This is a genomic window from Massilia sp. UYP32 (genome assembly GCF_050434365.1).
Taxonomy (GTDB): domain Bacteria; phylum Pseudomonadota; class Gammaproteobacteria; order Burkholderiales; family Burkholderiaceae_D; genus Telluria; species Telluria timonae.
The window spans coordinates 1-25384 of sequence record NZ_JBNDIK010000015.1; the positions used below are offsets into that span (position 1 = coordinate 1).

General features: G+C 66.8%; 21 protein-coding genes, 1 tRNA gene and 2 pseudogenes. 11 read left to right on the forward strand and 13 right to left on the reverse strand.

Annotated features, from left to right (window positions below):
• The first annotated feature begins 391 nt into the window (after positions 1 to 391).
• Positions 392 to 592 (forward strand): hypothetical protein, encoded by a 201-nt coding sequence (locus ABIB42_RS13195; RefSeq protein WP_005670960.1) that lies wholly within the window; start codon positions 392 to 394, stop codon positions 590 to 592.
• A gap of 82 nt (positions 593 to 674) precedes the next feature.
• Here the strand turns inward: ABIB42_RS13195 and ABIB42_RS13200 are convergent, their stop codons facing one another.
• Positions 675 to 1823, reverse strand: coding sequence for a glutathione-independent formaldehyde dehydrogenase (locus ABIB42_RS13200; RefSeq protein ID WP_429248441.1), 1149 nt, complete (start codon positions 1821 to 1823; stop codon positions 675 to 677).
• Between the two features lie 376 nt (positions 1824 to 2199).
• On the opposite strand from ABIB42_RS13200, the gene ABIB42_RS13205 reads away from it, so the two are divergent.
• The 3 genes from ABIB42_RS13205 to ABIB42_RS13215 all read left to right on the forward strand — a co-directional run bounded on the left by ABIB42_RS13205 (position 2200) and on the right by ABIB42_RS13215 (position 5339).
• Entirely contained in the window at positions 2200 to 3363 is a 1164-nt protein-coding gene (locus tag ABIB42_RS13205; RefSeq protein WP_005670964.1) for an L-dopachrome tautomerase-related protein, read from the forward strand.
• 190 nt (positions 3364 to 3553) lie between these two features.
• A complete protein-coding gene (locus ABIB42_RS13210; protein ID WP_143054583.1) occupies positions 3554 to 4156 on the forward strand; it encodes an SRPBCC family protein in 603 nt (200 codons plus the stop codon).
• Positions 4157 to 4166: 10 nt separating this feature from the next.
• Positions 4167 to 5339, forward strand: a complete 1173-nt coding sequence (locus ABIB42_RS13215) for a zinc-dependent alcohol dehydrogenase (protein ID WP_071362922.1) — start codon at positions 4167 to 4169, stop codon at positions 5337 to 5339.
• A 200-nt stretch (positions 5340 to 5539) separates the two neighbouring features.
• On the opposite strand, the gene ABIB42_RS13220 is transcribed toward ABIB42_RS13215, so the two are convergent.
• Complete coding sequence (locus tag ABIB42_RS13220) at positions 5540 to 5953, reverse strand: Rrf2 family transcriptional regulator (protein ID WP_071362923.1); 414 nt, start codon at positions 5951 to 5953, stop codon at positions 5540 to 5542.
• A 412-nt stretch (positions 5954 to 6365) separates the two neighbouring features.
• Here ABIB42_RS13220 and ABIB42_RS13225 point away from each other — a divergent pair.
• The 3 genes and pseudogenes from ABIB42_RS13225 to galB all read left to right on the forward strand — a co-directional run.
• Positions 6366 to 7400, forward strand: a pseudogene (locus ABIB42_RS13225) (glycoside hydrolase family 43 protein); the annotation flags it as partial.
• Between the two features lie 15 nt (positions 7401 to 7415).
• Entirely contained in the window at positions 7416 to 8066 is a 651-nt protein-coding gene (locus tag ABIB42_RS13230) for a hypothetical protein (protein WP_429248511.1), read from the forward strand.
• A gap of 144 nt (positions 8067 to 8210) precedes the next feature.
• On the forward strand, positions 8211 to 11015 hold the full coding sequence (gene galB / locus ABIB42_RS13235; protein WP_429248442.1) for a beta-galactosidase GalB: 2805 nt from the start codon (positions 8211 to 8213) through the stop codon (positions 11013 to 11015).
• 70 nt (positions 11016 to 11085) lie between these two features.
• Here galB and ABIB42_RS13240 read toward each other — a convergent pair whose 3' ends face one another.
• The 7 genes from ABIB42_RS13240 to ABIB42_RS13270 all read right to left on the reverse strand — a co-directional run bounded on the left by ABIB42_RS13240 (position 11086) and on the right by ABIB42_RS13270 (position 16675).
• Complete coding sequence (locus tag ABIB42_RS13240; RefSeq protein ID WP_429248512.1) at positions 11086 to 11472, reverse strand: CGNR zinc finger domain-containing protein; 387 nt, start codon at positions 11470 to 11472, stop codon at positions 11086 to 11088.
• Positions 11473 to 11481: 9 nt separating this feature from the next.
• On the reverse strand, positions 11482 to 13113 hold the full coding sequence (locus ABIB42_RS13245; protein WP_429248443.1) for an alpha,alpha-trehalose-phosphate synthase (UDP-forming): 1632 nt from the start codon (positions 13111 to 13113) through the stop codon (positions 11482 to 11484).
• A gap of 92 nt (positions 13114 to 13205) precedes the next feature.
• Positions 13206 to 14135 (reverse strand): heme o synthase, encoded by a 930-nt coding sequence (gene cyoE / locus ABIB42_RS13250; RefSeq protein ID WP_429248444.1) that lies wholly within the window; start codon positions 14133 to 14135, stop codon positions 13206 to 13208.
• Between the two features lie 126 nt (positions 14136 to 14261).
• A complete protein-coding gene (locus ABIB42_RS13255; protein WP_429248445.1) occupies positions 14262 to 14942 on the reverse strand; it encodes a hypothetical protein in 681 nt (226 codons plus the stop codon).
• A 141-nt stretch (positions 14943 to 15083) separates the two neighbouring features.
• Positions 15084 to 15557: a copper chaperone PCu(A)C gene (locus ABIB42_RS13260; RefSeq protein ID WP_429248446.1), complete on the reverse strand. Its 474-nt coding sequence runs from the start codon at positions 15555 to 15557 to the stop codon at positions 15084 to 15086.
• 34 nt (positions 15558 to 15591) lie between these two features.
• Positions 15592 to 16206: an SCO family protein gene (locus ABIB42_RS13265; RefSeq protein WP_429248447.1), complete on the reverse strand. Its 615-nt coding sequence runs from the start codon at positions 16204 to 16206 to the stop codon at positions 15592 to 15594.
• A gap of 112 nt (positions 16207 to 16318) precedes the next feature.
• Positions 16319 to 16675, reverse strand: coding sequence for a DUF2946 domain-containing protein (locus ABIB42_RS13270; protein ID WP_429248448.1), 357 nt, complete (start codon positions 16673 to 16675; stop codon positions 16319 to 16321).
• Between the two features lie 281 nt (positions 16676 to 16956).
• On the opposite strand from ABIB42_RS13270, the gene ABIB42_RS13275 reads away from it, so the two are divergent.
• The 3 genes from ABIB42_RS13275 to map all read left to right on the forward strand — a co-directional run bounded on the left by ABIB42_RS13275 (position 16957) and on the right by map (position 21284).
• Entirely contained in the window at positions 16957 to 20172 is a 3216-nt protein-coding gene (locus ABIB42_RS13275) for a di-heme oxidoredictase family protein (RefSeq protein WP_429248449.1), read from the forward strand.
• 129 nt (positions 20173 to 20301) lie between these two features.
• Positions 20302 to 20514, forward strand: coding sequence for a ParD-like family protein (locus ABIB42_RS13280; protein ID WP_184236298.1), 213 nt, complete (start codon positions 20302 to 20304; stop codon positions 20512 to 20514).
• Entirely contained in the window at positions 20511 to 21284 is a 774-nt protein-coding gene (map, locus tag ABIB42_RS13285; RefSeq protein ID WP_429248450.1) for a type I methionyl aminopeptidase, read from the forward strand. Before ABIB42_RS13280 ends, map begins: the two co-directional genes overlap by 4 nt.
• Here map and ABIB42_RS13290 read toward each other — a convergent pair.
• The 4 genes from ABIB42_RS13290 to udk form a co-directional block, all read right to left on the reverse strand.
• Positions 21281 to 21667, reverse strand: coding sequence for a DsrE family protein (locus ABIB42_RS13290; protein WP_157225740.1), 387 nt, complete (start codon positions 21665 to 21667; stop codon positions 21281 to 21283). The two genes, map and ABIB42_RS13290, sit on opposite strands and share 4 nt — an antisense overlap.
• Positions 21664 to 22110: a glycine cleavage system protein H gene (locus ABIB42_RS13295; protein WP_005671002.1), complete on the reverse strand. Its 447-nt coding sequence runs from the start codon at positions 22108 to 22110 to the stop codon at positions 21664 to 21666. Before ABIB42_RS13295 ends, ABIB42_RS13290 begins: the two co-directional genes overlap by 4 nt.
• Positions 22111 to 22147: 37 nt before the next feature.
• Positions 22148 to 22243 (reverse strand) — tRNA-Sec (locus tag ABIB42_RS13300).
• A 32-nt stretch (positions 22244 to 22275) separates the two neighbouring features.
• Complete coding sequence (gene udk, locus ABIB42_RS13305; protein ID WP_005671004.1) at positions 22276 to 22953, reverse strand: uridine kinase; 678 nt, start codon at positions 22951 to 22953, stop codon at positions 22276 to 22278.
• 182 nt (positions 22954 to 23135) lie between these two features.
• Between udk and ABIB42_RS13310 the strand changes: the two are divergent.
• A pseudogene (locus ABIB42_RS13310) lies at positions 23136 to 25379 on the forward strand (phosphocholine-specific phospholipase C).
• Positions 25380 to 25384 lie beyond the last annotated feature (5 nt).

Sequence of the window (25384 nt, forward strand, 5' to 3'; positions counted from 1 at the left end):
GAACGATGAAGTCTGGCTGAATCCGGAACGGAAACCGCCAGAGCAATTAAGAAAAGCCGCATGACTTGACGCGACATCTTTGTTGACAACTACCGAGAAGCGTGGTCTGACGGAGGGTGACGCCTGCATTTCTCGCTGGCCCAACTCAGCCGCTCGGTGCCAACAGCAGTATCAAGGCTGTGGAATTCAGCCATTCAGCCGGCATGAAAACGCATCTACACCCACATCCCATTCTCAGCACATTGACGCTCACCGTATGTGCATGAGATTTTCAAGAATATCTGAAGCCCGAGGCGCCCATGCTTGCGAAGACATTCAAGTCAGGGTTGGCGTATGCGCTGATATTTGCAGCAGTCCCCCGTCGAGCATCAACCTCTTCAAGGAGCAATGGATGAACAAGAAACTGGCTACCCTGCTGTTTGCTATTGGTATCGGCGCCAGCACTTCGGTGTTTGCGTGGCAGGACGTTGAAGCGTGCGTCCGCGGCTGCGGCCAGGTACTGGACGCCTGCCTGCAATTGAGCACGAACGCCGAGGAATCGGCGCACTGCCGGCAAGAGTTCAACGAGTGCAGGGACTGGTGCGGCTTCTAAGGTCGCTGGCAAGACATGCCGTCCGGATGGGCGGCATTTTCCGGCACACGTTTTCGACTATCGTCGGATGCGCCCTGCTCCGCTAGGAACCAGGATGCAGAATCACCTTGGTCCAGCCGTGATCTCGCACGTCGAAGTGCTTGTAGGCGTCCGGCGCCTGGTCCAGCTTCAACTCATGCGACACGATGAACGAAGGTTTCGCTCGGCCGGCGTGGATCAGGTCGCGTAGCTGCCGGTTGTAGGCCTTGACGTTGCACTGGCCGGTGGCGACGCGCTGCCCCTTGAGCCACAGCTTGCCCCAATCGAGCGCGATCTTTCCTTCCTTTTCCAGGGCGTCCGGGCCGTTCGGGTCCTCCGGCACGAACACGCCCACCACGCCGATCCCGCCGGTGAACTTGACCGAATTGACCAGGTTGTTCATCGTGAGATTGGGCCGCTCTTGCCGGTGATGGTGGTGGTCGTGGCACTGGTAGCCGACGCACTCACAGCCCACGTCCGCGCCCTGCCCATGGGTCAGGTCCATCACCCGCTGCACCGGGTCTTCCCTGGAAAAATCGATCGCGATCGCGCCGATCGACTCGGCCAGCTTGAGCCGGTCCGAGTGGCAGTCGACCACCATCACACTGCACGCCTCCTTGATCATCGCAGAATGCGCGGCCATGAGGCCGACCGGTCCGGCGCCGTAGATCACCACCGCGTCGCCGGGCTTCATGCCGGCCAGTTCGGTCGCGTGCCAGCCGGTCGGGAAGATGTCGGCGCACATCACGTAGTCGGACTGCTTTTCCTCGGCGTCGGGCGGCAGCTTCAGGCACATGAAGTCGGCCCAGGGCACGCGCAGGTATTCGGCTTGCCCGCCCTGCCATGGTCCCATGTCGGCGAAGCCGAAAGCGCCGCCGGCCACGCCAGGTTCGTTCGCCTTGAGGCAATAGGCGGTCAGGCCGCGTTCGCAGTTCCTGCAATGTCCGCAGCTGATATTGAAGGGCATGCAGACCCAGTCGCCGGGCTTGAGCCGCTCGACCGCGGGACCGACTTCCATGACCACGCCGAGGTTCTCGTGGCCGAAGACGCGGCCCTGCTCGAAGTCGGTCCGCCCCTCGTACATGTGCAGGTCGGAGCCGCAGATGTTGGTGCTGGTGATTCGGACGATGGCGTCCGTCGGACGTTCGATCTTTGGATCCGGCACATCTTCGACGGCCACCTGGTTGGGGCCTCGATAGACAACAGCTTTCATAATCCACGCCTTGAGCTGCCAGGAAATAGCCTGCCCTGCGTGCCCAATGACGACACGCGGCAATCTGTTCCGGCAGTGGTTGGCGATATCCGCGAAAGGCGCCCGCGGAACCATCTGCCTGCCGCCGACGCATCGATGGTCGGTGGCAGAAGCGACACAGGTTAGACACGCGTTCGCCCCGCCGCAAGCGGCGATTCGATTGAAGCGAGCACAGCCGAGTCGCTTTATTTGGACGTCTTCACAAACTCGCGAAGCAGCCTTGCGGGGTGGTGGCGATCGGTGTAGCTTTGCGCATTCCATGTTCCGCCGGCGATCGGCGGCGTCCAGTTCTTGGGGTTCTTGCAGCGCACGCTGCTGTCTTCAGAAAAGAAGCGTCATGCGAATCACTGCCACGTTTCTCGCACTCGTCCTTGCCGGCGCCGGCTGGTCCGCCGCCACGGCAACGGCGCAAACCGAGGCGTCCGCCGCGCAGTCCGAGCACCGCCGGGCCGGCACGACGCTGCAGCAGGCTGCCCAGTTCGAACACCAGGTCACCGGCGTGACCGTGAGCGAACGGGGCCGGTTGTTCGTCAATTTCCCTCGCTGGACAGAAGACGCTCCGGTCTCGGTCGCCGAAGTCATGAAGGACGGCAGCCTGCGTCCTTATCCCAACGAGCAATGGAATGCCTGGCGCAATGTCCGGCGCGACGAGCTCGATCCCGCGCAGCACTGGGTCTGCGTGCAAAGCGTGGTCGCCGACGGCCGCGGCAGCGTATGGGTGGTCGATCCGGCGGCGCCTGCCGTGGACGGCCTCGTGCCGGGAGGACCGAAGCTGGTGCGCATCGATCTGGCGACCGACCGCGTGGCGCAGGTGATCCGGTTCGGCCAGGACGTCGCGATTCCCGGCTCCTACCTCAACGACGTGCGCTTCTCGCACGACGGCAGGCATGCCTTCCTCACCGATGCCGGGCAGCGCGGCGCCCTGGTCGTGGTCGACCTGGCCAGCGGCAAGGCGCGCCGGGTGCTGGACGGCCATCCGTCCACCCAGCCCGAGAAAGGCGTGGTGGTGCGCACCGACGGCAAACCGCTGCGCTATCCGGACGGACGCCCGGTGCTGTTCGCGGCCGACAGCATTGCCCTGTCGTCCGACGGCGCCTGGCTGTACTGGAAAGCGCTGACCGGCACCACCCTGTATCGCATCCGGAGCGCGGCGCTCATCGGACAGGGCCTGGCCGGAGAAGACCTTTCGAGCCAGGTCCAGCCCTACGGCCAGGTCGGGCCGACCGACGGCCTCTGGATCGGGCGCGGCGCCGACATCCTGTACCTCACCTCGATCGAGGACAACGCCATCAAGGCGCGCAGATTGTCCGAAGGCCCGGCCGGCGCAGTGCGCACGGTGCTGCAGGATCCGCGCCTGCGCTGGCCCGACACCTTCAGCGAGGGACCGGACGGCAGCCTGTACGTGACCACCTCGCGCATCCAGGATTCCGCCTTCTTCAACCGGGAGGCGCCGCTGGCGCTGCCGACCCAGCTGTGGCGCCTGCCTGCGCCGCGCAAGTGACATCCTCATGCGGCGCTCCGGCGCCGCCAACCTGCAACCAGTCCGCTCGGCGGGCAATCAGCAAGGGAGTTCAATCATGGCAAGCAGACACTCTGCCGCACCACCGGGCACGGCATCGCGAGCGGGTTCACACGCTGGGCCGTCGCACAATCTTGGCTGGATTCCCATCGCGTTGGGGGGCGCAGCCATCGTGGCCGGACTCGGCGGCCGCAGGAGAGGCGCCGCGGCGCTCGCGCTGAGCGCGGTCGCCGGCGCGGGCGCGCTGGGCGCGCTGCGCAGCACGCAGACCGGCCGGGTAAATGCCGGCGGCGCCCCGGAGGTCGAGCGCTCGATCACGATCGGCAAGAATGAAGACGAACTGCGCCAATACTGGCAAGACCCACGTACGCTGCCGCAGATCATGTCCGGCTTCGCGACCGTGCACGCCACCGGCGAAGGCCGCATGCACTGGAAGATCGAAGGTCCGCTCGGCCGCGCCTGCGAATGGGACACCGAAACGGTGGGCCATTCCGGCGCGGGCATGGGTTGGCGCGCGCTGTCCGATGGCGCGGTCTCGAACGAGGGGTGGATCCGCTTCCACCCCGCCCCGGCCGGTCGCGGCACCGTCGTGACGCTGCGCCTGCGCTTCGAGCCGCCGGGCGGCGCGCTCGGCGAGTGGCTGTTTGAATTGCTGGGCACCGTACCCCTGCGCCTGGTCGCCGATGGCGCGCTCAGGCGCTTCAAGAACCTCGTCGAAACCGGCGAGATCCCAACCACCGCGCGCCAGCCCGCTGCTCGCGCCAACACACACTGAAGGACAGGCCATGCGAGCACTTTACTGGAACGGCGTGAACGACCTGCGGGTCGGCACGGTGAAGGACCCCGAGATCGTGAATCCCCATGACGCCATCCTGCGCGTCAGCCTGTCGACGACCTGCGGCTCGGACCTGCACTTCATCGACGGCTATATCCCGAGCATGAAGGCCGGCGATGTGATCGGCCATGAGTTCATGGGCGTGATCGAGGAAGTCGGCCCGGCGGTCAAGCGCGTCAGGAAGGGCGACCGCGTCGTCGTCCCCTCGTTCATCGTTTGCGGACAATGCTGGTACTGCCAGCATTCCCTTTACTCCCTGTGCGACAACACGCACCCGAAGCCCGAGCTGCAGGAACCGCTCCTTGGCGGCTATCCGACGGCCGGCATCTACGGCTACACCCATGCCTTCGGCGGCTACGCCGGCGCGCACGCGCAATACGTGCGCGTGCCGTTCGCCGACAACGATTGCTTCAAGGTCCCCGACGGGGTGGCGGACGAGACCGCGCTGTTTCTGTCGGATGCGGCGCCGACCGGCTATATGGGCGCCGATTTTTGCGACATCCAGCCAGGCGACACGGTCGCCGTCTGGGGTTGCGGCGGCGTGGGCCTGATGGCGCAGCAAAGCGCGCGGTTGATGGGCGCCGAGCGGGTGATCGCGATCGACCGCTTCCCCGAGCGCTTGCAGATGGCGCGTGCGCACGCCGGTTCCGAGACCATCGACTACACGCAGGTCGACAGCGTGCTGGACGTGTTGAAGGAAATGACGGGAGGACGCGGCCCCGATGCCTGCATCGACGCGGTGGGCATGGAGGCGCACGGCACCGGGCCCCAATACGCCTATGACCGCGTCAAGCAGGCGCTGCACCTGGAGACCGACCGTGGACAGGCCCTGCGCGAAGCTATCATGGCCTGTCGCAAGGGCGGCACGCTGTCGGTGCTCGGCGTCTATGGGCTGATCGACAAGTTCCCGATGGGCGCCATCATGAACAAGGGAATGACGGTACGCACCGCCCAGCAGCACGGGCAAGCCTATATGGAGCGGTTGCTGACTCATGCACAGAAAGGCGAGCTGAACCCTGCCTATCTCGCCACGCACCGCTTTTCGCTGGAAGACGCGCCGCGCGGCTACGACATGTTCAAGCACAAGAAGGACGGCTGCGTGCGCGCCGTGTTCGCGCCGTAACGATTGACTTGGCTTGACTGCCACTCGTGGAGTGCCGGAATCTTTATCTCAAGGCACTTCACGGGCGTAGCGCTCGGTTTTCCCGGCGCGAGGCGGGAACGCGCGGATACCGTCACTCGACGAAATGCAATATGACTTAATCGCCACTCCACCAGTGGCGATTTGCTCTTGCCGCCAGCGACCTGCCCCGGGCGATCCAGTCAAGCATTCGGCGGCGGCATGAAAGCCGACAGCTTGACCTGGCTGAACTCCCGCAGCAAGGCGCCCGCCGCCTGCGCCATCGCCACCTCGAGCGCGCCATTGATCGCCTGTTCCTGGGCGCAGCCGGGATGATCGACATTCGCGCCAATGGCGAAGATCACCGGCTCCTCGAGCGCCTCGTAGACATCCAGCATCGTGATGCTGTCGGGGTCCACCGACAACACCCAGCCACCGTTGCGTCCCGCCGTCGATTGCACATAACCCGCATCGCGCAAACCACCCATCATGCGGCGGACCAGGACCGGATTGGTGTCCAGCACGACGGCCAGCTCTTCCGAACTCGTCGTGCCCTTGCGTCCGTGTATATGAACCAGCGCGTGCAGCATGCGCGCCAGCCTGAAATCAGCTCTCATCGATATCCTCCTGACGCGAGCATACCGCAACTCCGAAAGTATCGGAATAGCCAGCCGCAATCGCCACTCCAGAAGTTCTTATTTATCAGAGTACGTCGCCGCGCCCCTCCCCACCCGGTCGCCTCGATTGCAGCTCCTTCTCTTGGTGGCTATGGTGGGTAGTGTTATTTTGTCCGTAGTTCGCGGCTATGAGGATAATTTAATGGTTTGTTTGCTATGTTGGTTAGTTACGTTTTTTAATACGATAAAACAGCGCACCATTTCAAGCCACACCTTTCGGATGCCTGAACATTGCAGTCTGGTATTTATTGGACGACAATGATTGCGCAATCATCTGGCGGTGATCCCTTTTCGCTCACTCCGTCCGCTTCACGAGGCCCACCCGCGTGGGGCCACTTTTTTCAAGGTCATCATGATTTCTCCACGTACCCTGGCAGGCCTGGCATCGTTGGCCGCACTGGCGGCCTGCTCCGCTCCGGGCGGCCAACCCGATGTCGACGCCATATCGCCACAGGCCGCCCTCTTCGAACGCTTCAGCTACGAAGGACGGTCGCAGGAAACGGCGACCCCTAGCGCCACCCAGTACCGCAACCCGATCCTGTCCGGCTACTACCCCGACCCTTCCGTGCTGCGCGTGGAAGACGACTTTTACCTGATCAACTCCTCGTTCACGAACTTCCCCGGCCTGCCGCTGTTCCACTCGCGCGACCTGAGCACCTGGACCCAGGTCGCCAACGTGATCACCCGCCCCTCGCAGGCGAATTTCCAGGGCCTGCGCTCGTCGCGCGGCATCTACGCCCCCGATATCTCGTACCACGAGGGCGTGTTCTATGTGGTCACCACCTGCGTCGATTGCGGCGGCAATATGGTCATGACGGCCTCCAGGCCGGAAGGCCCCTGGTCCGAGCCGGTCAAGCTGGCCTTCGGCGGCATCGATCCTTCGCTGTTCTGGGATGCGGACGGCAAGGTCTACCTGGTCGGCAACGACGCGCCGGCCGGGAAGCCGCGCTACGACGGCCATCGCGCCATCTGGGTCCAGGAATTCGACCCGGCCGCACTGGCGGTCAAGGGCGAGCGCACCCTGCTCGTCAACGGCGGCGTCGACATCGCGGCCGAGCCCAGCTGGATCGAAGGACCGCACATCTTCCGCCGCGGCGCCTACTACTACCTGATCGCGGCCGAGGGCGGCACCGGCGACAACCACTCCTAGGTGGTGTTCCGCTCGACCAGCGTGCGCGGCCCGTTCACGCCCTACGCGCACAATCCGATCCTCAGCCAGCGCAAGCTCGATCCGGCGCGCCCGAACCCGGTGACCTCGGCCGGCCACGCCAAGTTCGTCCAGACCCCGGATGGGCAATGGTGGGCAACCTTCCTGGCCACCCGCCCCTACCGCGACGGCATGTACAACATCGGACGCGAAACCTTCCTGCTGCCGGTCAGCTGGAAGGACGACTGGCCGCTCGTGCTCGAGGACGGCAAGGCGATTCCCTTCGTCGCCGCCCGGCCGGCGCTGCCGGCGCAAGCGCGGCCCGCCTTGCCGCTGTCCGGCGACTTCGCCTATGTCGACGAATTCGACGGCGCCCGCTTGTCCGACGCCTGGATCGGCGTGCGCACCCCGGCGGCGCCGTTCCACCGCCTGGAAGCGGGCCGCCTGATGCTGGAGCCGCGCGGCCGGCTCGGCGACCTGGACGCCACGCCGGCCTTCCTCGCGCGCCGCCAGCAGCATCACATCGCCACGGTCGCTACCCGCCTGCGCTTTCGTCCCGCCGGCGAAGGCGACCGCGCCGGACTGGTTGCCTACCAGAGCGACGCTTCGCACCTGTTCTACGGGATGGCGCGGATGGGCCAGCGCGACGTGCTGGCCCTGACCGTGCGCGACAAGGGCGACGCCGACCGCCTGCTGGCCAGCGCACCCGTGGACGGCGACGCGATCGACCTGGAGATCCGCTTCGATGGCGGCCGCATGGACTTCTTCTACAGCGCCGGTGGCGTGCGGCGCGTGCTGCGCGCCGGGGTCGATGCCAGCTTCCTGTCGACCAGCAGGGCCGGCGGATTCACCGGCACGATCATCGGCCCTTACGTCTGGCGCTCCGGCGCGACAGGTCCGGACTAGTCGTATTGACGGGCTGATCGAGTGTTAACATTTTTTGTTATACGCCACCATTTAAAGTTAAGCAATGGTAGGCTTATCGGATAACGTACCTCGAGCATAACAATATCGACAGGAGGAGACTTGGAACGACATCCGCCAACATTCATGGCAGGCAGCCGCGCGCCCCGCGCCCTTGACGCTGCCTTTGCCGCCTGCCTGCTGGCCGCGGCGCTCGGCACGACGCTGGCGACACCCCCGGCCGCCGCCCAGCCGGCCACGCAGGTCGCGCCATCCGAGGGACGCCAGCGCATCGACTTCAACGACGGCTGGCGCTTCACCCTGGGCGACCCGGGCGGCGACTCGGCGCCCTACCTGTATGACGTGCGCCCCGAGGTCAAGAAGTCGGCCGACGGCAAGGACGCCGACGCCAGGCCCGATCAGGCGGTCCGGGTCGAGCGCGGCGGCGTGGCCCTGCTCAAGCCATGGATACTCCCGAGCGGCAATGCCTTCATCAAGGATCCGGCGCGCCGCCATGCGCGGCCGGCGCTTGACCCGGCCGTCGAAGCGCCGTACGCGCGCCTGGGCTTCGACGACAGCGCCTGGGCCAGGGTGCGCCTGCCGCACGACTGGGCGATCGCCGGCCCCTTCCTCGAAACCGGGCCATATGGCGGCATGGGCCGCCTCAAGACCTGGGGGCCGGCGTGGTATCGCAAGACGCTCGAGCTGAGCGCGGCCGACCGCGGCAAGCAGATCTTCCTCGACGTCGACGGCGCGATGGCCTATGCCAGCGTCTGGGTCAATGGCCGGCTGGCCGGCGGCTGGCCCTATGGCTACAACTCGTTCCGCATCGACCTGACTCCGTACCTGACGCCGGGCGCCAGCAACCAGGTCGCGATCCGCCTCGACAACACGCCCGAATCGGCGCGCTGGTATCCCGGCGCGGGCCTGTACCGCAACGTCTGGATCACCAAGACGGCGCCGCTGCACGTCGGCCAGTGGGGCGTGCAGGTCACCACGCCGCGCGTGTCGAAGCAATCCGCCCAGGTGGCCTGGCGCGTCACCCTCGACAACAAGGGCGCCGCGCCGGTCAAGGCGGAGGTCATCACCGAACTGCTGGAGCTCGACCCCCAGGGCAGGCCCACCGGCCAGCCGGTGGCGCGCGTGACGTCTCCCGCGTCGACTGTCATGCCGGGCGCCAGCGCCAGCGTGGACGGCACGGCGACCCTGGCCAGGCCGCGCCTGTGGGGGCCGCCGCCGACCCAGCAGCCCAACCGCTACCTGGCGGTGACCACGGTGCGCCAGGATGGCCGGGTGGTCGACCGCGTCGAGACGCCGTTCGGCATCCGCACGCTGCGCTTCGACGGCAAGGAGGGCGTGTTCGTCAACGGCGAAAAGATCGTGCTGCGCGGCGTGAACAACCACCACGACCTCGGCGCGCTCGGCGCCGCCTTCAACGTGCGCGCGGCCGAACGCCAGCTCGAACTGCTGCGGGAGATGGGCGCCAACGCCGTGCGCATGGCCCATAATCCTCCCGACCCGCAACTGCTCGAACTGACCGACCGCATGGGCATCCTGGTGGTGGACGAGGTGTTCGACTCGTGGCAGCGCAAGAAGACGCCGCTCGACTTCCACCTGATCTTCGACGACTGGCACGAGCAGGACCTGCGCGCGATGATCCGGCGCGACCGCAACCACCCGTCGATCATCATGTGGAGCATCGGGAACGAGGTCGGCGAGCAGTACACCGACCACGAGGGCGCGGCGCTCGCGCGTCGCCTGCATACGATCGCGCGCGACGAAGACCCGAGCCGCCCCACCACCTTGTCCATGAACTACGCCAAGCCGCACATGCCGCTGCCGGCGGAGGTGGACATCATCAGCCTGAACTACCAGGGCGAAGGCATCCGCCAGGATCCGGAGTTCGAGGGCACCGACCGCATCCGCACCCCACCGCAGTATCCGGGCTTTCACCAGGCGTTCCCGGACAAGGTGATCCTCACCAGCGAATCGGCGTCGGCGTTCAGCAGTCGCGGCGTGTATTTCTTCCCCGTCCATCCAACCGACAGCTCGATAGTGCGCGATGGCCGCGGCGGCGACTCTAAGCTGCAGCAGGTGAGCTCCTATGAGCTGTACGCGGTCGATTTCGGCTCGTCGGCCGACAAGGTGTTCGCCTCGCTCGACCGCCATCCCTACGTTGCCGGCGAATTCGTCTGGACCGGCTTCGACTACCTGGGCGAACCGACCCCGTACTACGGCGCGCGCAGTTCCTATACCGGCATCCTGGACCTGGCCGGCTTCAAGAAGGACCGCTTCTGGCTGTACCAGTCGCGCTGGCGTCCGAACCTCAAAATGGCCCACATCCTGCCGCACTGGACCTGGCCGGAGCGGGTCGGCCAGGTGACGCCGGTGCACGTGTTCACCTCGGGAGACGAGGCCGAGCTGTTCGTCAACGACAAGTCGCAGGGCCGCAAGAAGAAGGCGCCGTTCACCTACCGCCTGCGCTGGGACGAGGTCAGGTACGAGCCGGGCGAGGTGCGCGTGGTGAGCTACAAGGCCGGCCAGGAATGGGCGCGCGCGAGCGTGAAAACGGCGGGCGCAGCGGCTGCACTGCAGGCCGGCGCCGATCGCACCACGATCGCCGGCGATGGACGCGACCTGGCGTTCGTCACCGTGCGCATCGCCGACAAGGCCGGCGTCGATGTGCCGCGCAGCATGCAGCGGGTGCGCTTCACGGTCGAGGGCCCGGGCGAACTGGTGGCCACCGACAACGGCGACCCGACCAGCTTTGAGCCGTTCCCATCGGCGGAGCGCGCCGCCTTCAACGGGCTGGTGCTCGGCATCGTGCGCGCCAGGCCGGGCGCCAGCGGCCCGATCACGGTGCGGGTGACCGCCGAGGGGCTGGCGCCGGCGTCGGTGACGCTGCAGGCAAACCCGGCGAACGGCCCGATCCAGGCGCACCAAGGGCCGTGATCACCCTACAAGCGCGGCCTCCCGCCAACCGCAACGCGTGCAGTTGCAATCAGCGCTGCACGCCGCCGACTCAAGCCGTGGCGCGGGTGCGCTTCCGAAACTCGGCCGCCTTGTGCCGGTTGCCGCACAGCGCCATGCTGCACCAGCGCCGGCGGTGCGACTTGGTGCGGTCATAGAACCACAGCACGCAATCGGGATGCTCGCACTGGCGCACGTACTCGAACTGTCCGTTGGCCAGCAGCTGCGCCACCGACTCGGCCACTTGGCCCAGCGCCTGCCGCGGCGACGGCGCGGGTAGCCGGCGCGCGAGCCGGGGGCCGTCCTCGCCCCACTCCAGCACCGGCGCCGACTGCATCGCCGCCAGGTAACGATTGATCCGATCCGGGCTACCCCGCTCTCCCTCCTTGCGCCGCTCGACGAGTTCGCGTGCGATCGCCAGCTGGATGGATTCCCCGATATCGCTGAGTTAGGCAGCCCGCTGCCCGAGCCGGGCCAGGGCCGGACGAGCGCCGCGGCCGGCCGCGATCCGCATGCCATCGCCCAGCAGGCGGGCTGCCCAGCCGAAGACCGTGTTCTGGCTCACCACGCCGCGCATGGCGCGCATGCGGGCCATCTGTTCCTGGGGCGACATGTCCAGCGCGCGTCCGATGGCGCGGGCGATGCCGGCGATGTCGCGCGGCTCGACCAGCAGGGCCTGCTCCAGTTCGGCCGCGGCCCCGGCCTGGCGGCTGAGCACCAGCGCGCCGCGCAAGTCATTGCGCGCCGCCACGAATTCCTTGGCCACCAGGTTCATCCCGTCGTGCAGGCTCGTGACCAGGCACACGTCGCTGGCGCGGTAGCAGTCGCTGACGGTGGCCGCGTTGGCGCTGGCGGCATGCAGCACCACCGGCCGCCAGGCGCCATGGTCGGCATGATTACTGAAGCGGGCATTGATCCTGTCGGTCAGCGCCTTCACCTGGCGCGCGATCTCCTGGTAGGCGGGCAAGGCGCCGCGGCATGGCGCGCCGATCTGCAGCAAGGTCACCTGGCCCAGCAGTTCCGGGCGCTCCTCCAGCAGCAGTTCGAAGGCCTGCAGCCGCTCGGGAATGCCCTTGGTGTAATCCATGCGGTCGACGCCGACCAGCAGGCGCACCCCCGGCGCGATGCCGAAGCGGCGCCGGACCTCGTCGCCCAGTCCGGGCGCGGGCAGCTCCTGGCGGCCGGGCCAGGCGATCGAGATCGGATAGGCGTCGACGTGGGCGGCGCCAATATCCTGTGCGCAGGCGGCGCGCGCCAGCTGGAAGTTGGCCAGGTCGGCCGGGGTCTGCAGGCCGACCACGGTGCTGGCCAGCAAGCCCGCCATCACCTGTTCGCGCCATGGCAGGCGTGCCAGGCGCTGCGGCGCCGGGAACGGAATATGCCAGAACAGCACGATGACCGCCTCCGGCAGGCGCTCGCGCACCATCTGCGGCACCAGCGCCAGGTGATAATCCTGGACCAGCACCACCGGACGCGCGCTCGCGGCTTCGGCCACCACGGCCTCGGCGAAGCGGCGGTTGACCCGCACGTAATGCTCCCAATCGGCGGCGCGGAAGGTCGGCTCGACGTCGGTGCGGTGGCATAGCGGCCACAGGCCTTCGTTGGACAGGCCGTCGTAGTAGCCGGCGACCTCGTCCTCGTCCAGCCACAGGCGGCGCAGACGGTAGGGTGCGTCCAGGTATTGCTTGCGCACATGGTCGCGCTCGTCGCAGGTGGCGCGGTCGGCGTCGCCGCTACCGTGGGCGATCCAGCAGCCGCCCTCCTTGGCCAGCACGGCTTCGAGCGCCGTGACCAGGCCGCCGGCGGGACGCTGGGCCGCGATGCCGCCTGGCGTATGGGAATGGATGCATGGGGCCCGGTTCGAGACGACGATCAGGTCGTCGCCACAGCACAGCTGCTCGAGCAGGCGCGCCAGGTCGGCGCTGTCGCGCACGTCGTCCGGCGTGAGGAGGCCGGCCGGCGGTTGATGGTTGCGGCCGTGGCGGCCATCACCGGGCAGCTGCTCTGGAAGATGCGTCGGTAGATGCGCTGGATTGCCGCGCACCCGCGTGGTGGGGTGGGTTTGGTATCTCGCTGTCATGCAAACAGCTTAATATGTTAACGTTCCAACCCACCGTGCGCCAGCGTACTCAAACTGACAATTTACCTAGAAGCAACTCAGAGTCGGAAAATTCAGACCGGAATGTAATGGTCCAGCAGCAGCGCCGCGAATAGCAGCGCCAGGTACATGATCGACCAGGCAAAGGATTTACGGGCGATCCGGTCGCTGTAACGCTTGTGGACCAGCCAGCCGTAGCGCAGGAACACGGCGTTCAGCGCACAGGCGGCCACCAGGTAGACCACGCCGCTCATTCCCACCGCCCACGGCAGCGCGGCGCCGGCCGCCAGCGCCAGGCTGTAGCGCCACACCTGCAGGCCGGTGTGCGCCATGCCATGCGTGACCGGCAGCATCGGCAGGCCGGAGCGCGCGTACTCGTCGCGACGGTACATCGCCAGCGCCCAGAAGTGCGGCGGCGTCCACAAGAAAATGATCAGGACCAGCAGCCAGGCTTCCAGCGGCACCGTATTCGCGACCGCGGCCCAGCCCAGCGCCGGCGGCATCGCACCCGCGAAGCCGCCGATCACGATGTTTTGCGGGGTGTTCGGCTTGAGCAGCAGCGTGTAGATGAAGGCGTAGCCGACGAAAGTCGCCAGGGTCAGCCACATCGTCAACGGATTGACCCGGGTATACAGCAGCGCGGCGCCGGCGCCGCCCAGCACCAGCGAGAACACGACGGTGTGCAGCGGGCTCAGGCTGCCGCTGGCGGTCGCGCGGCGGGCGGTGCGCGCCATGCGGGCGTCGATCCGCGCTTCGAGCAGGCAGTTGACCGCGAAAGCGGCGCCGGCCAGCAGCCAGATGCCGGCGCCGCTGAACAGCAGCACGCTCCAGCCGGGGAATCCCTCGCTGGCCAGCAGGCTGCCGATGACGGCGCAGAACACGGTCAGCATCGTGACGCGCGGCTTGGTCAGCGCCCAGTACTGCGAACAATAGCGGGCCAGGCCGGCAGCGGCGCGGTCGCCCAGTTCCGCCGTTTCTACATCTACAACTTTAACGTTCGACATGATCGCTCGACCGCGGTGCGACAATGGCGGTCCTTTACCCAAAACCCGACATCCTAGAGGAAATCGCGGCGCAGACAAACGGGCAAAATGTCTCAGTTGCCGTACATGCCATGCAATTCAGGCCGGCTAAGCCGCTTCTTCGGGCACTGCCGCGGGCGCATGCACGACGCCGGGAACCGGTTTTGCCGGCATCTGATGCATGAAAACCACATGCTGGACCATGCACAGCGCGATATAGCCAAGCAGCTCGCACCATTCTTCGAACGTCTGGGCAGCGGGAATCACCCTGTCGAGATGACAAGACATATGGCCCTCGGCGCAGGTCGAGCCCATGGCAGTCGCCAGCAGGACTACCAGGGTGACCCACGGCAGGCGACGGGAAAACGCGGCCCGCAGCGGCCCGTCGATCCGGTAGTACACGGCGCTGAGCACCAGCCAGGCCAGCAGCACGGCGGCGCCGGGCTTGACCAGCGGCTCGATCTGGAGCGCCGTCGCGGCCATGGTCTCGCTGGCAGGGCCGGACAGCCATGCCCTCCCCCAGCTGAGTTCGCGCCCCGCAAGCAGCAGCCAGACCGGCGCGGCCCACAGCGCCAGCATGGCGACGCGCGCCGGCCGCGCGCGCAAGTACATCAGCAGCGCCAGCACGCAGCCGGCCCCCAGCACCAGCACCTGCAGGCTTTCCAGCAGCCCGCCCTCGCGCGACCAGGTCGCCGGCAGCACCAGGCTGGCCGGATAGCAGGCGGCCAGCGCCGCCAGCAGCGCCCATTCGCCGCGTCCGGCCGGCAACCAGGAAAGACTTCGTCGCATAAGCGCTCCATTCGCATGAGGCCGCGGCTCCCTGTCGGGAGACCCGTCGGCAATCAGGCGATTGTACGAAGCAGCATCACGCGCACGATTGGTTTACGTGAAAATCCTACCGGAGGTTGTTGTTTTCAGGTCAAGTACCGCTCAGTGGCCTGCGTGGGCCGGCCTGGCGGCGCTGTTCAGGGCTTTCACGGGCGCCTTGATCTCGACCTGCTCGCGCTTGCCGTCCTTGCCTTCGAATACCAGCGTCAGCGGCACCGTATCGCCCTCCTTCACCTGGGCTTTCAGGTTCATCATCATGATGTGATGGCCGCCCGGCTTGAGCTCCACCGTTTTGCCGGCGGGCAGCTCGACCGACTGCACCTGGCGCATGCGCATCACGTCGCCCTGCATCGCCATCTCGTGCACCTCGACCGTCGGGGTCAGCGGCGAGCTGACCGAGACGAACTTGCTGTCCTTGGCCGCCTGGAGCTGCATGAAGGCGCCGGTCGCCTTCTGTTGTGGAACGGTGGCGCGCACCCAGGCGTCCTTGACGGTGACGTTGGCCTGGGCTTGGGCGGAACTTGCGACGGCGGCCAGCATGGCGGCGGCGGCGACGGTGCGGATGAAGTGCTTCATGGTGTTCTCCTTGAATGGTCTGGATTGGCGGGGCTCAGGCGGCATGCAGCAGCTTGCGCACGTCGGCAGCGTACTCGATCGCCGACTGGCTGTGCGACAGTTTCAGGCGCAGCTTGCCCTTGGTGTCGTAGGCATAGGTGACCGAGGTATGGTCGACGGTGTAGGAATCGCCGGTCGGCACTTTCTGGTAGATCACCTTGAATTCCTTCGCGGTCTCGGCCAGGCGCTCCGGGTCGCCGTACAGGGCGAGGAAAGTCGGATCGAAGGCGGCCGTATAGGCGTTCAGGACCTCGGGCGTGTCGCGCTCCGGATCGACGCTGACGAACAGCACCTGGAGGCGGTCGCCGTCCGGCCCCAGCAGGGCCTTGACCTCGGCCGCGCGCGCCAGCGCGGTCGGGCACACGTCCGGGCACTGGGTGAAGCCAAAGAACACCAGCACGACCTTGTCCTTGAAGTCGGCCAGCGTGCGTTCCTGGCCGCTCGGATCCTTGAGGCGGAAATCCCGGCCGAAATCGGCGCCGGTGATGTCGGCGCCGTTGAAACTGACCGAACTGCCCATGCTGCAGCCGGCCAGCGCGCCCAGCGCGAGGACCGCGCCGGACAGCACGAAGGCGCGGCGCGAGGTATGACGTGAAACTCGTTGATGCATCTTGCTACTCCTGACTACTTGTACGTTGAGCGCGACCTGCGGGCGCGTCCCGATGGGCCACGCCGCGCTGCGCGCGTAAAGACTGCGCCGACCTTGCGCCGGCGCGAGAACGTCAGGAGTGCGCGGGCGGCCCGCGTGGCGGAAGCGGTGCGCCGGCAGTGGCGGCGACATGGAAGACGGCGGGCACATGCACCACCGCGGCGGCCGGCTGCGGCGGCGGAACGCATGGCGTCGCCAGCGGCGGCGGCGCGGTGGCGGGCAGGCACAGCGGGCAATCGAGGGTATGCCCCCTGGGTTGCACGGCGGCGCCGTCGCGGTCGACGAGCACGACCTTGACGCCACCGTCGGCGCATACCAGCGCCATCGAGACTGGCTGCACCATGGGTGCGGCGCTGGCGGCGCCCAGGGTAAGGACAAACCAGGCCAGAACCAGACGGACCAGCATCGACGATGTGCGCAGGATGTGCATGACCTTCGATTATTGGTGATGACTTCCACTCCCGTCAACGGCAAGCTGCATCCAGGATCGCTTTCATCGTGTGAATCATGACGCATGCGCTTGACAGGTATTGACGTGCCGGATATCTTAACGGCAAAAAGTTGCCTTAGAGCAATTAACCCTTGGTATCAAGGGGGGGCACCAGAAGACGGCCGCAAGGCACGCGGAAAAGGCAAGGCCTGCGCGGTGCGGATGGCGGTTGCCGCCGGCGCAGGATTCCCAATCAAGAATGGATAACCAAGGAGTATCAAATGAACCTACTGCCTCGCGGGCAGTCCTCAGGCCGTTACCGCATGCCCGGCCTCGCACTCGCGCTCACGATATTGCTTGCCGGTTGCGGTGGTGGAAATGGCGAATCGCCCATGTCTTCCATGCAAAGCGCCAGCAAGAGCCTGTTCAACGCCTTTTCCGCAGCGGCCGAGGGCCCGGAAATGCCCCTCACCCCGAAAGCCGCTACCGCCACGTCGCGCGAGCGCGACGACCTCGACGCCAGGTTCGCCATCGACGGCGACCGCAACACCCGTTGGGGCAGCCGGTTCACGGATGACCAGGACTTCACGCTCGAGTTCGCGCAGAACGTGGTCATCACCCGGGTCCGCATCGACTGGGAGAACGCGCACGCGCGCAAGTACGCGCTGCAGGTTTCCGAGGACGGCGACAGCTGGACCACGATCAAGACCGTGAACGACAGCCAGGGCGGCGTCGAGGACCTGACCGGCTTCGCCGGCGAGGGCCGCTACCTGCGCGTGAAAGGCATCGAGCGCGCCGGCCAGTATGGTTATTCGATCCTCGAGATCCAGGCCTTCACCGGCACCCCGTCCAACCCCGACGCGCCGACCGAACCCGCTCCCGGGATCCCGGTCGACCTGAGCAAGCCGGGCGTGCCCGTCAAGCCGGCCGGCGCGAGCTCGTCGCGGCCCGAGAACGGCGGCCTGGGCGCCTCGATGGCGATCGACGGCGAGCCGAACACCCGCTGGGCCAGCCACCAGGACGATGGCAATGGCGGCTGGATCCAGTTCGACTTCGCCGCGCCGACCCCGATCGGCTACATCAAGCTCAATTGGGAGAATTCCTACGCGAAGCAGTTCAAGCTGCAGACCTCGAACGACAACGTCAACTGGACCGACCTGCGCATCGTCGACAAGGGCCAGGGCGGCGTCGAGGAATTCTTCAACCTCAATACCGTCGCCAGGCACGTGCGCCTGCAGGGCCTGATGCGCGCCACGCAATATGGCTACTCGCTGTGGGAGGTCGAGTTCAAGACCCCGGGCAGCGATAACACCATCCCCGCGCAGCCGACTTCGGCGCACCCATTCCCGGCCAACGGCAACGGCTGGCCCCCTCTGCCGGGTTCGAACGACGCCCTCGAGTCGCTCCAGTTCACGCTGGCGGACGGCACCCTGGTGACCCGCTTCGGCGTCCGTGTCCAGGACCGCCATGGTCGCGAACGCGGCGAGGAGTGGAACGAGATCGGCTACGGCCCCAACGAGACGGTCGACCCCGCCACCGGCCTGCCGCGCGACAAGGGCCCGGGCCGGCACCTGACCTTCGTGCCGCAGTACCACCAGAACCGCACCTGGGGCGTGGAGATCATCGACCGCAGCCGCGTGCCGAACAACACCGGTCCGGTCCTGATCGTCAACCAGTACACGCAGGTGGACTTCCGGCCGGGCGAAGTCGCATTCTTCCGCGGCTTCGACCGGCCGGGGGTCACCGGTTTCGGCTGGATGAATCCGGGCCAGCTGGTCAACGACAAGGTCGCGATGTGCCCGGCGACGCCCTACCCGCGCAACAATACGCTGTACAACGCGAACCTGGCCAACGGCGACTGCGCCCTGCAGCACTGGAACTATCCGGGCCACGCCGAACTGAACGCCGACGGCTTCCCGAACGGCCGCAGCGTCCCGGCTAGGCCGCTGGTGGCCGGCGACGTGGTCGAGATCTCGCCCTCGATGTTCTCGACCACCGCGGCGATGCAGGCCAAGGGCGACTTCGGCGGCATCCGCTACTACTCGAACGAGTGGACGTATGTGGTCGGCCAGGGCCTGCGTCCGTGGTATGGCGTGCAGCCGCGCCTGATGAACGCGCCGCTGCCCCTCGACACCCTGTCGGGCGGCATCGGCTCGGTGTCCTATAACTACAGCGACAACGGCAGTTTCATGTACCAGCAGCCGCACAACAACACCGGCATGCAGAACATGCAGCGCTTCGTCGAAGGGCGCCGCCTGGTGCACACCAACTTCACCACCGGCAAGCACAACGAGCCGGGCAACGATCCGCATCCGAACATCTCCGGACTCCAGGGCCAGCGGTTCAACCAGGCCGCCTGTATCGCCTGCCATACGAATAACGGCCGCAGCCCGGCGCCCGAAGTGGGCCGGCGCCTGGACACCATGGCCGTGCGCGTGGCCACGACCGCGGCCGACGGCGCCCAGCTGCCGCACCCGACCTATGGCACGACGGTGCAGATGAACGCCTCCACTGCGGCCGGCACGCCGCAGAACTGGGGCGGCGTGCGCGTCAAGGAGTTCGACACGCGCACGGTCAAGCTCGCCGACGGCACCGACGTGCAGTTGCGCAAGCCGGTGCTGGTGTTCGACGGCCCGACGCCGGACACGGTGTCGCTGCGCGCGGCCCAGCCGATGATCGGCGCCGGCCTGCTCGAAGCGGTGCCCGAGGCCGACATCCTGGCGCGCGTGCGCAGCACGCCCGACCAGGACGGCGTCAAGGGTGTGGCCAACTTCGTGTTCGATCCGGAGACCGGCGCGGTGCACCTGGGCCGCTTCGGCTGGAAGGCCTCGAAGGCGACGTTGCGTCACCAGACCGCCAGCGCGCTGCTGCAGGACATGTCGGTGACCTCGCCGGTCTATCCGAACCGCAGCTGCGACAGCAACCCGGCCGGCTGCGCCACGGCGCCCAAGGAACGCGGCATCTCGGAAGCCGACCTGCAGCAGATCTCGAACTACCTGGCCCTGCTGGCCGTGCCTGCCCAGCGCAGCCTGCCGAGCGGCTTCCCGAAAGGCGTGTCGCCGATCGAGGAACTGGACGTCGACACCCGCCAGGTCGCCGCCGGCGCCAAGCTGTTCGAAGCCATGCGCTGCGTGGCCTGCCACACCGCCTCGATGAAGACCGGCTCGAACCACCTGTTCGCGGAGCTGCGCGACCAGACGATCCGACCTTACACCGACCTGCTGCTGCACGATATGGGTCCTGGCCTCGCCGACGACTACAAGGAAGGCCAGGCCAGCGGCCGCATGTGGCGCACGCCGGCGCTGTGGGGCCTGGGCTACACCGAAAAGGTGCTGGACCGCGAAGGCGCCGTCGGCTACCTGCACGACGGCCGCGCGCGCAACCTGACCGAAGCGATCATGTGGCACGACGGCGAAGCCGCCGCGGCGCGCAACCGCTTCGCCAGGTTGAGCAAGGGCCAGCGCGACGAGTTGATGGCCTTCCTGCGCTCGCTGTAAGCTGAACGCGGCAAGGCCAGGATGAATGGCGCCGGGAGCGATCCCGGCGCCATTTTTTACAGCAACCGCATTGACGGAATATATGGAACGTATATACTCAACATACGATTCATATATTGGAGTATCGCCATGGGCATCGTCAACATCGAGGACGACCTGCACGACCAGGTCCGCCTCGCCACCAGGGTTTCCTGCCGCTCGATCAATGCGCAAGCCGCATTCTGGATCAAGGTCGGCATGCTGTGCGAAACCAATCCCACCCTCAGCTTCAACGAGATCGTCGCGCGCGAGCTGGCCGCCGCCGGCGTGTCGGCGCCGCCCCTCACCCTGAGCGCGGCATGACCAAGCAACCGCATGAGCTGGCGCTGATGGCCGAGTCGGGCCGCCTGCTGGCGTCCGTGTTCGGGATGCTCGACCAGCTGTCCCTGGCCGGCATGACGACCCTCGAGGTCGATACGCTCGTCGAGCGCTTCATCGTCGATGAACTCGGCGCACGGCCCGCCAGCAAGGGCCAGTACGACTACGGTTTCGTGCTCAATTCCTCCATCAACCACGTGGTCTGCCACGGCGTGCCGTCGACGACCGACGTGCTGAAGGATGGCGACATCGTGAACTTCGACATCACGCTCGAAAAGAACGGCTATATCGCCGACTCCAGCAAGACCTATCTGGTCGGCCAGGTTGGCCTGGACGCGCGCCGGCTGGTGCAGACCACCTACGAGGCGATGTGGAAGGGCATTCGCGCGGTGCGGCCCGGCGCCACCCTGGGCGACGTCGGCTGGGCCATCGAGCGCCATGCCAAGCGCAATGGCTGTTCGGTGGTGCGCGAGTATTGCGGCCATGGCATCGGCCGCGAGATGCACGAGGAACCGCAGGTGCTGCACTTCGGATCAAAAGGAACCGGGCTGAAGCTGCGTGAGGGCATGGTGTTCACCATCGAACCCATGCTCAACCGGGGTGGACGCAGCGTGCGCACCGAGGAGGATGGCTGGACGGTGGTGACGCGCGACGGGTCGCTGTCGGCGCAGTTCGAGCACACGGTGGCCGTCACGGCCACTGGCGTCGCGGTGCTGACGCTGCGTCCCGAAGAGCGCGCGATGGTCGCGCTCTAGAACACCAGCATGCGCCAGCCCGGCGCGCTGCCTTGCTCGACGAACGAGACCATGCCTTCGACACCGGCGCATTGCGGGGCCAGCATGGCGCGATCAACGCCGCTGGCATGCAGCGCCTGGGTGCAGGCGCGGATCTCCACGCCAAGATCAAGGCTGGCCTCCAGGTGACGTGCGATCGCCCACTGTTCGGCGCCGAAGCCGGTCAGGCGCGCCGCATTGTCAGCCAGCAGCCACTGGACCGACTGGCTGGAAAACAGCATCTTGACCCGCATGTCGAGCGCCGCCGCCGCTTGCGCGGCCATGAACGGCGTGGCAAGCAGTTCGGGACGCGACAGGTCGCAGGACCAGACCAGGATGGCCAGCCCACGCTCTCCCATGCTCACGGCTTGATCCAGTCGTCGCTCGGCTCGAGCCGCATGCGGCGCTCGGCCTGTTCGGCCAGGGTGGCGCCATGCGCCAGCCGGGCACGGTCGCGCTCCCAGTCGCTGGCCTGGACCACGGAGATCCAGCCCTTGCCGTACGGGTCCTGGTTGATGAGTTCGGGCTTGTCTTCGAGCAGCTCGTTGATCTCGACCACCGTGCCGGAAACCGGCGTCTTGATCGTCACCACCGTCTTGCTCAGCTCGACGACGCCCATGGTCTTGCCCTGCTCGAGCTCGGTGCCGACCGACTTCGGCCGGCACATATAAAAGTAATTACCGCTGATCTTGACGCCGAAGGCGCTGACGCCGACCTGCATGCGGCCGTCACCCAGGTCACGGCACCACATATCGTTCTCGAGATCGAAATAGCAGTCGTCCGGATAGTCGAAGCCGAGAATGAGCATGGTGTTGGTTTGGGGAAGGATCTAAGGGGCAACTGCATGGCGGAAGGATGCGGGAGTCGAACCCACCCGGCGACGCATGGCGCCACCAACTGGGTTTGAAGCCCAGCCGCCCCACCAGGGACGATTTCCTTCCGATGAGCACGCATTTTACCGCGTGCGGGCAATTCAATCCAGTGCCGGGCTGGAACGACGCTCCAGGATCTGCAGTTTGCCGAGCACGCTCGCCACCTTGGTGGTGATGACGTCGATCGCCGGGCCGTTGGCGCCGTGCGGCAGGATCATGTCGGCCTTGCGCCTGGTCGGCTCGATGAACTGCTTGTGCATCGGACGCACCGTGTCCAGGTACTGGCCGACGATGCTGTCCAGCGAACGGCCACGTTCGGCGACGTCGCGCTGCAGGCGGCGGATGAAGCGCACGTCGGGCGCGGTGTCGACGAAGATTTTCAGGGACATCATGTCGCGCAGGTCGGCATCGTACAGGGCGAACAAGCCCTCGATCACGATCACCGGGGCCGGCTTGACGGGAATGGTCTGGTCGGTGCGGTTGGACACGGTGAAGTCATAGATCGGCATCGCGATCGATTCGCCGTTGCGCAAGGCGCGCACGTGCTCGACCAGCAACGGCCAGTCGAAGGCTTGCGGGTGATCGTAGTTCTGCTCGCGCCGCTCTGCCATGGTGAGATGGGTCTGGTCGCGGTAGTAGTCGTCCTGCATGACGACAGAGACGAGATCGGCGCCGAACGACGACAGCACTTGCTGCGTCACCGTCGACTTGCCACTGCCGCTGCCGCCGGCGACGCCAATGACGAAGGGTACAAAAGGTTGCGAAGGGTTCTGATTCATCCCGCCATGATACCGGAGCGGCGGGGGTTTCGACAGGGGCGACGCGGGTTCGCGCGCCCGCGTGTCATGACATCGTCATGCACGTCGCTTACCTTGGCGAAGTTGCAAGCCATGTCGGCACGACAACACACAGCGGCACAGTTTGTTGCCCAATCGCAATCGAAAATTTCCGGACAGATCTCATGACTTCACGCCGCAGATTCCTGAGCAGCAGCGCCCGCGCCGGCATCGCCGCCGCCACCTACGCCGCCTTCCCGCCCGCCATCCAGCGCGCGCTGGCCATCCCCGCCAACAATGCCACCGGCACCATCCGCGACGTCGAGCACGTGGTGATCCTGATGCAGGAAAACCGCGCCTTCGACCATTACTTCGGCACGCTGGCCGGCGTGCGCGGCTTCGGCGACCGTTTCCCGATTCCGCTCCCGGAGGGCCGCAGCGTGTGGCAGCAGCGCATGGGCAACGGCAACCTGATGATGCCCTTCCACCTCGACGGCAGCAAGGGCAATGCCCAACGCGCCAACGGCACGCCGCACGACTGGCTCGACAGCCAGCTGGCCTGGGACAACGGCCGCATGGACCAGTGGCCGCGCTACAAGAATCCGATCTCGATGGGGTATTTCAAGGAGAGCGAAATCCCCTTCGCCTTCGCGCTGGCCAACGCCTTCACCCTGTGCGACGCCTACCACTGCGCGATGCACACCGGGACCGACGCCAACCGCTCGTTCTTCCTGACCGGCACCAATGGCGCGGTGCCGACCGGCACGGCCTTCGTCACCAACGAGTGGGATGCGATCGACGGCCTGCCGGGCGGCGTCAATACCGGCTACACCTGAACCACCTATGCCGAACGTCTCGAAGCGGCCGGCATCAGCTGGATCAGCTACCAGAACATGCCCGACGAGTGGGGCGACAATATGCTGGGCGCCTTCCGCCAGTTCAGGCGCGCCAATATCGCGTCGGGCTACCCGGTCTCGAGCGGCGGCGCGCCTGGCCAGCCCTACACCAATACCGGCCAGTCGCTGCCCTATAAAGCCTATGACGCGGCGACCGACAACCCGGACAATCCGCTCTACAAGGGCATCGCCAACACCTTGCCGGGGACCCGGCCCGAGCAGTACCTGGACGCCTTCAGGCGCGACATCCGCGAGGGCAAGCTGCCGCAGGTATCGTGGATGAACGCGCCATCGATCTACTGCGAGCATCCAGGCCCATCGAGTCCGGTGCAGGGTTCCTGGTTCCTGCAAGAGGTGCTGGACGCCCTGACCGCCAACCCCGAGGTCTGGAGCAAGACCGTCCTGATCGTCAACTTCGACGAGAACGACGGCTACTTCGACCACGTGCCCTCCCCCTCGGCCCCGTCACCCGACGGCAAGGGCGGCTACGCCGGCAAGTCCACGCTGGCGCCCGGCGACCTGGCGCACGAGTACTACACGCATCCACGGCCGCCCGGCAGCACCAAACAGCCGGCGCCGGACGGCCGCGTGTACGGCCCCGGCCCGCGCGTGCCGATGTACGTAATCTCGCCATGGAGCCGCGGCGGCTGGGTCAACTCGCATGTGTTCGATCACACCTCGGTGCTGCGCTTCCTGGAAGCGCGTTTCGGCGTGAAGGAGCCGAACATCAGCCCGTTCCGGCGGGCGGTATGCGGCGATCTCACCAGCGCCTTCAACTTCGTGTCGCCCAACGACGAGGCGTTGCCGGTGCTAACAGGGCGCAAGACGAAGAGCGAGGCGGATGCCCTGCGCGCCTCCCAGCAACGGCTGCCGCAGATCCCGGCGCCCGCCGCGCCGCAAATGCCCGTCCAGGCCGCGGGGACGCGACCCTCGCGCGCGCTGCCGTACGAGCTGGCGACCACCTGCGAGGTGCAGCCGGGCGCCACGATGGCCGCAGCGCGGGTGGCGCTCACCTTCATCAACACCGGCCGCCAGGGCGCGGTGTTCCACGTCTACGACCGCAAGAACCTGGCCGCCATCCCGCGCCGCTACACGGTCGAGGCGGGCAAGTCGTTGTCGGACGTGTGGACGCCGGCGGTCGGCGGCGCCTACGACCTGTGGGTGCTGGGGCCGAACGGCTACCACCGCCATTTCACCGGCAGCGCGCTGCGCGCCGTAGCGGCGGGCCAGCCGCGTCCCGACGTCCAGGTGCGCTGCGACGCCGCTGCCGGCGAACTGGTGCTGCGCCTGGTGAATGGCGGCGCGGCGCCCTGCACCTTCAACCTGGGCGCCAACGCGTATGCAGCGCTACGGCAACAGCACACGCTGGCGCCGCGCACCGAACTCACGGTGCGCATCCCGGTCGCCGGCAACGATTACTGGTACGACTTCAGCGCCACCGTCTCCGGCCAGCCCGACTACCTGCGCCGCTTCGCCGGCCGCGTCGAGACCGGCCGCCACACGGTCAGCGACCCGGCGCTGGGCCGCATCTAGACAAC

Coding starts and splice junctions, on each gene's coding strand:
- ABIB42_RS13195 (WP_005670960.1), top strand. CDS start 392: ATGAACAAGAAACTGGCTACCCTGCTGTTTGCTATTGGTATCGGCGCC.
- ABIB42_RS13200 (WP_429248441.1), bottom strand. CDS start 1,823: ATGAAAGCTGTTGTCTATCGAGGCCCCAACCAGGTGGCCGTCGAAGAT.
- ABIB42_RS13205 (WP_005670964.1), top strand. CDS start 2,200: ATGCGAATCACTGCCACGTTTCTCGCACTCGTCCTTGCCGGCGCCGGC.
- ABIB42_RS13215 (WP_071362922.1), top strand. CDS start 4,167: ATGCGAGCACTTTACTGGAACGGCGTGAACGACCTGCGGGTCGGCACG.
- ABIB42_RS13220 (WP_071362923.1), bottom strand. CDS start 5,953: ATGAGAGCTGATTTCAGGCTGGCGCGCATGCTGCACGCGCTGGTTCAT.
- galB (WP_429248442.1), top strand. CDS start 8,211: ATGGCAGGCAGCCGCGCGCCCCGCGCCCTTGACGCTGCCTTTGCCGCC.
- ABIB42_RS13245 (WP_429248443.1), bottom strand. CDS start 13,113: ATGACAGCGAGATACCAAACCCACCCCACCACGCGGGTGCGCGGCAAT.
- cyoE (WP_429248444.1), bottom strand. CDS start 14,135: ATGTCGAACGTTAAAGTTGTAGATGTAGAAACGGCGGAACTGGGCGAC.
- ABIB42_RS13255 (WP_429248445.1), bottom strand. CDS start 14,942: ATGCGACGAAGTCTTTCCTGGTTGCCGGCCGGACGCGGCGAATGGGCG.
- ABIB42_RS13260 (WP_429248446.1), bottom strand. CDS start 15,557: ATGAAGCACTTCATCCGCACCGTCGCCGCCGCCGCCATGCTGGCCGCC.
- ABIB42_RS13265 (WP_429248447.1), bottom strand. CDS start 16,206: ATGCATCAACGAGTTTCACGTCATACCTCGCGCCGCGCCTTCGTGCTG.
- ABIB42_RS13270 (WP_429248448.1), bottom strand. CDS start 16,675: ATGCACATCCTGCGCACATCGTCGATGCTGGTCCGTCTGGTTCTGGCC.
- ABIB42_RS13275 (WP_429248449.1), top strand. CDS start 16,957: ATGAACCTACTGCCTCGCGGGCAGTCCTCAGGCCGTTACCGCATGCCC.
- ABIB42_RS13280 (WP_184236298.1), top strand. CDS start 20,302: ATGGGCATCGTCAACATCGAGGACGACCTGCACGACCAGGTCCGCCTC.
- map (WP_429248450.1), top strand. CDS start 20,511: ATGACCAAGCAACCGCATGAGCTGGCGCTGATGGCCGAGTCGGGCCGC.
- ABIB42_RS13295 (WP_005671002.1), bottom strand. CDS start 22,110: ATGCTCATTCTCGGCTTCGACTATCCGGACGACTGCTATTTCGATCTC.
- udk (WP_005671004.1), bottom strand. CDS start 22,953: ATGAATCAGAACCCTTCGCAACCTTTTGTACCCTTCGTCATTGGCGTC.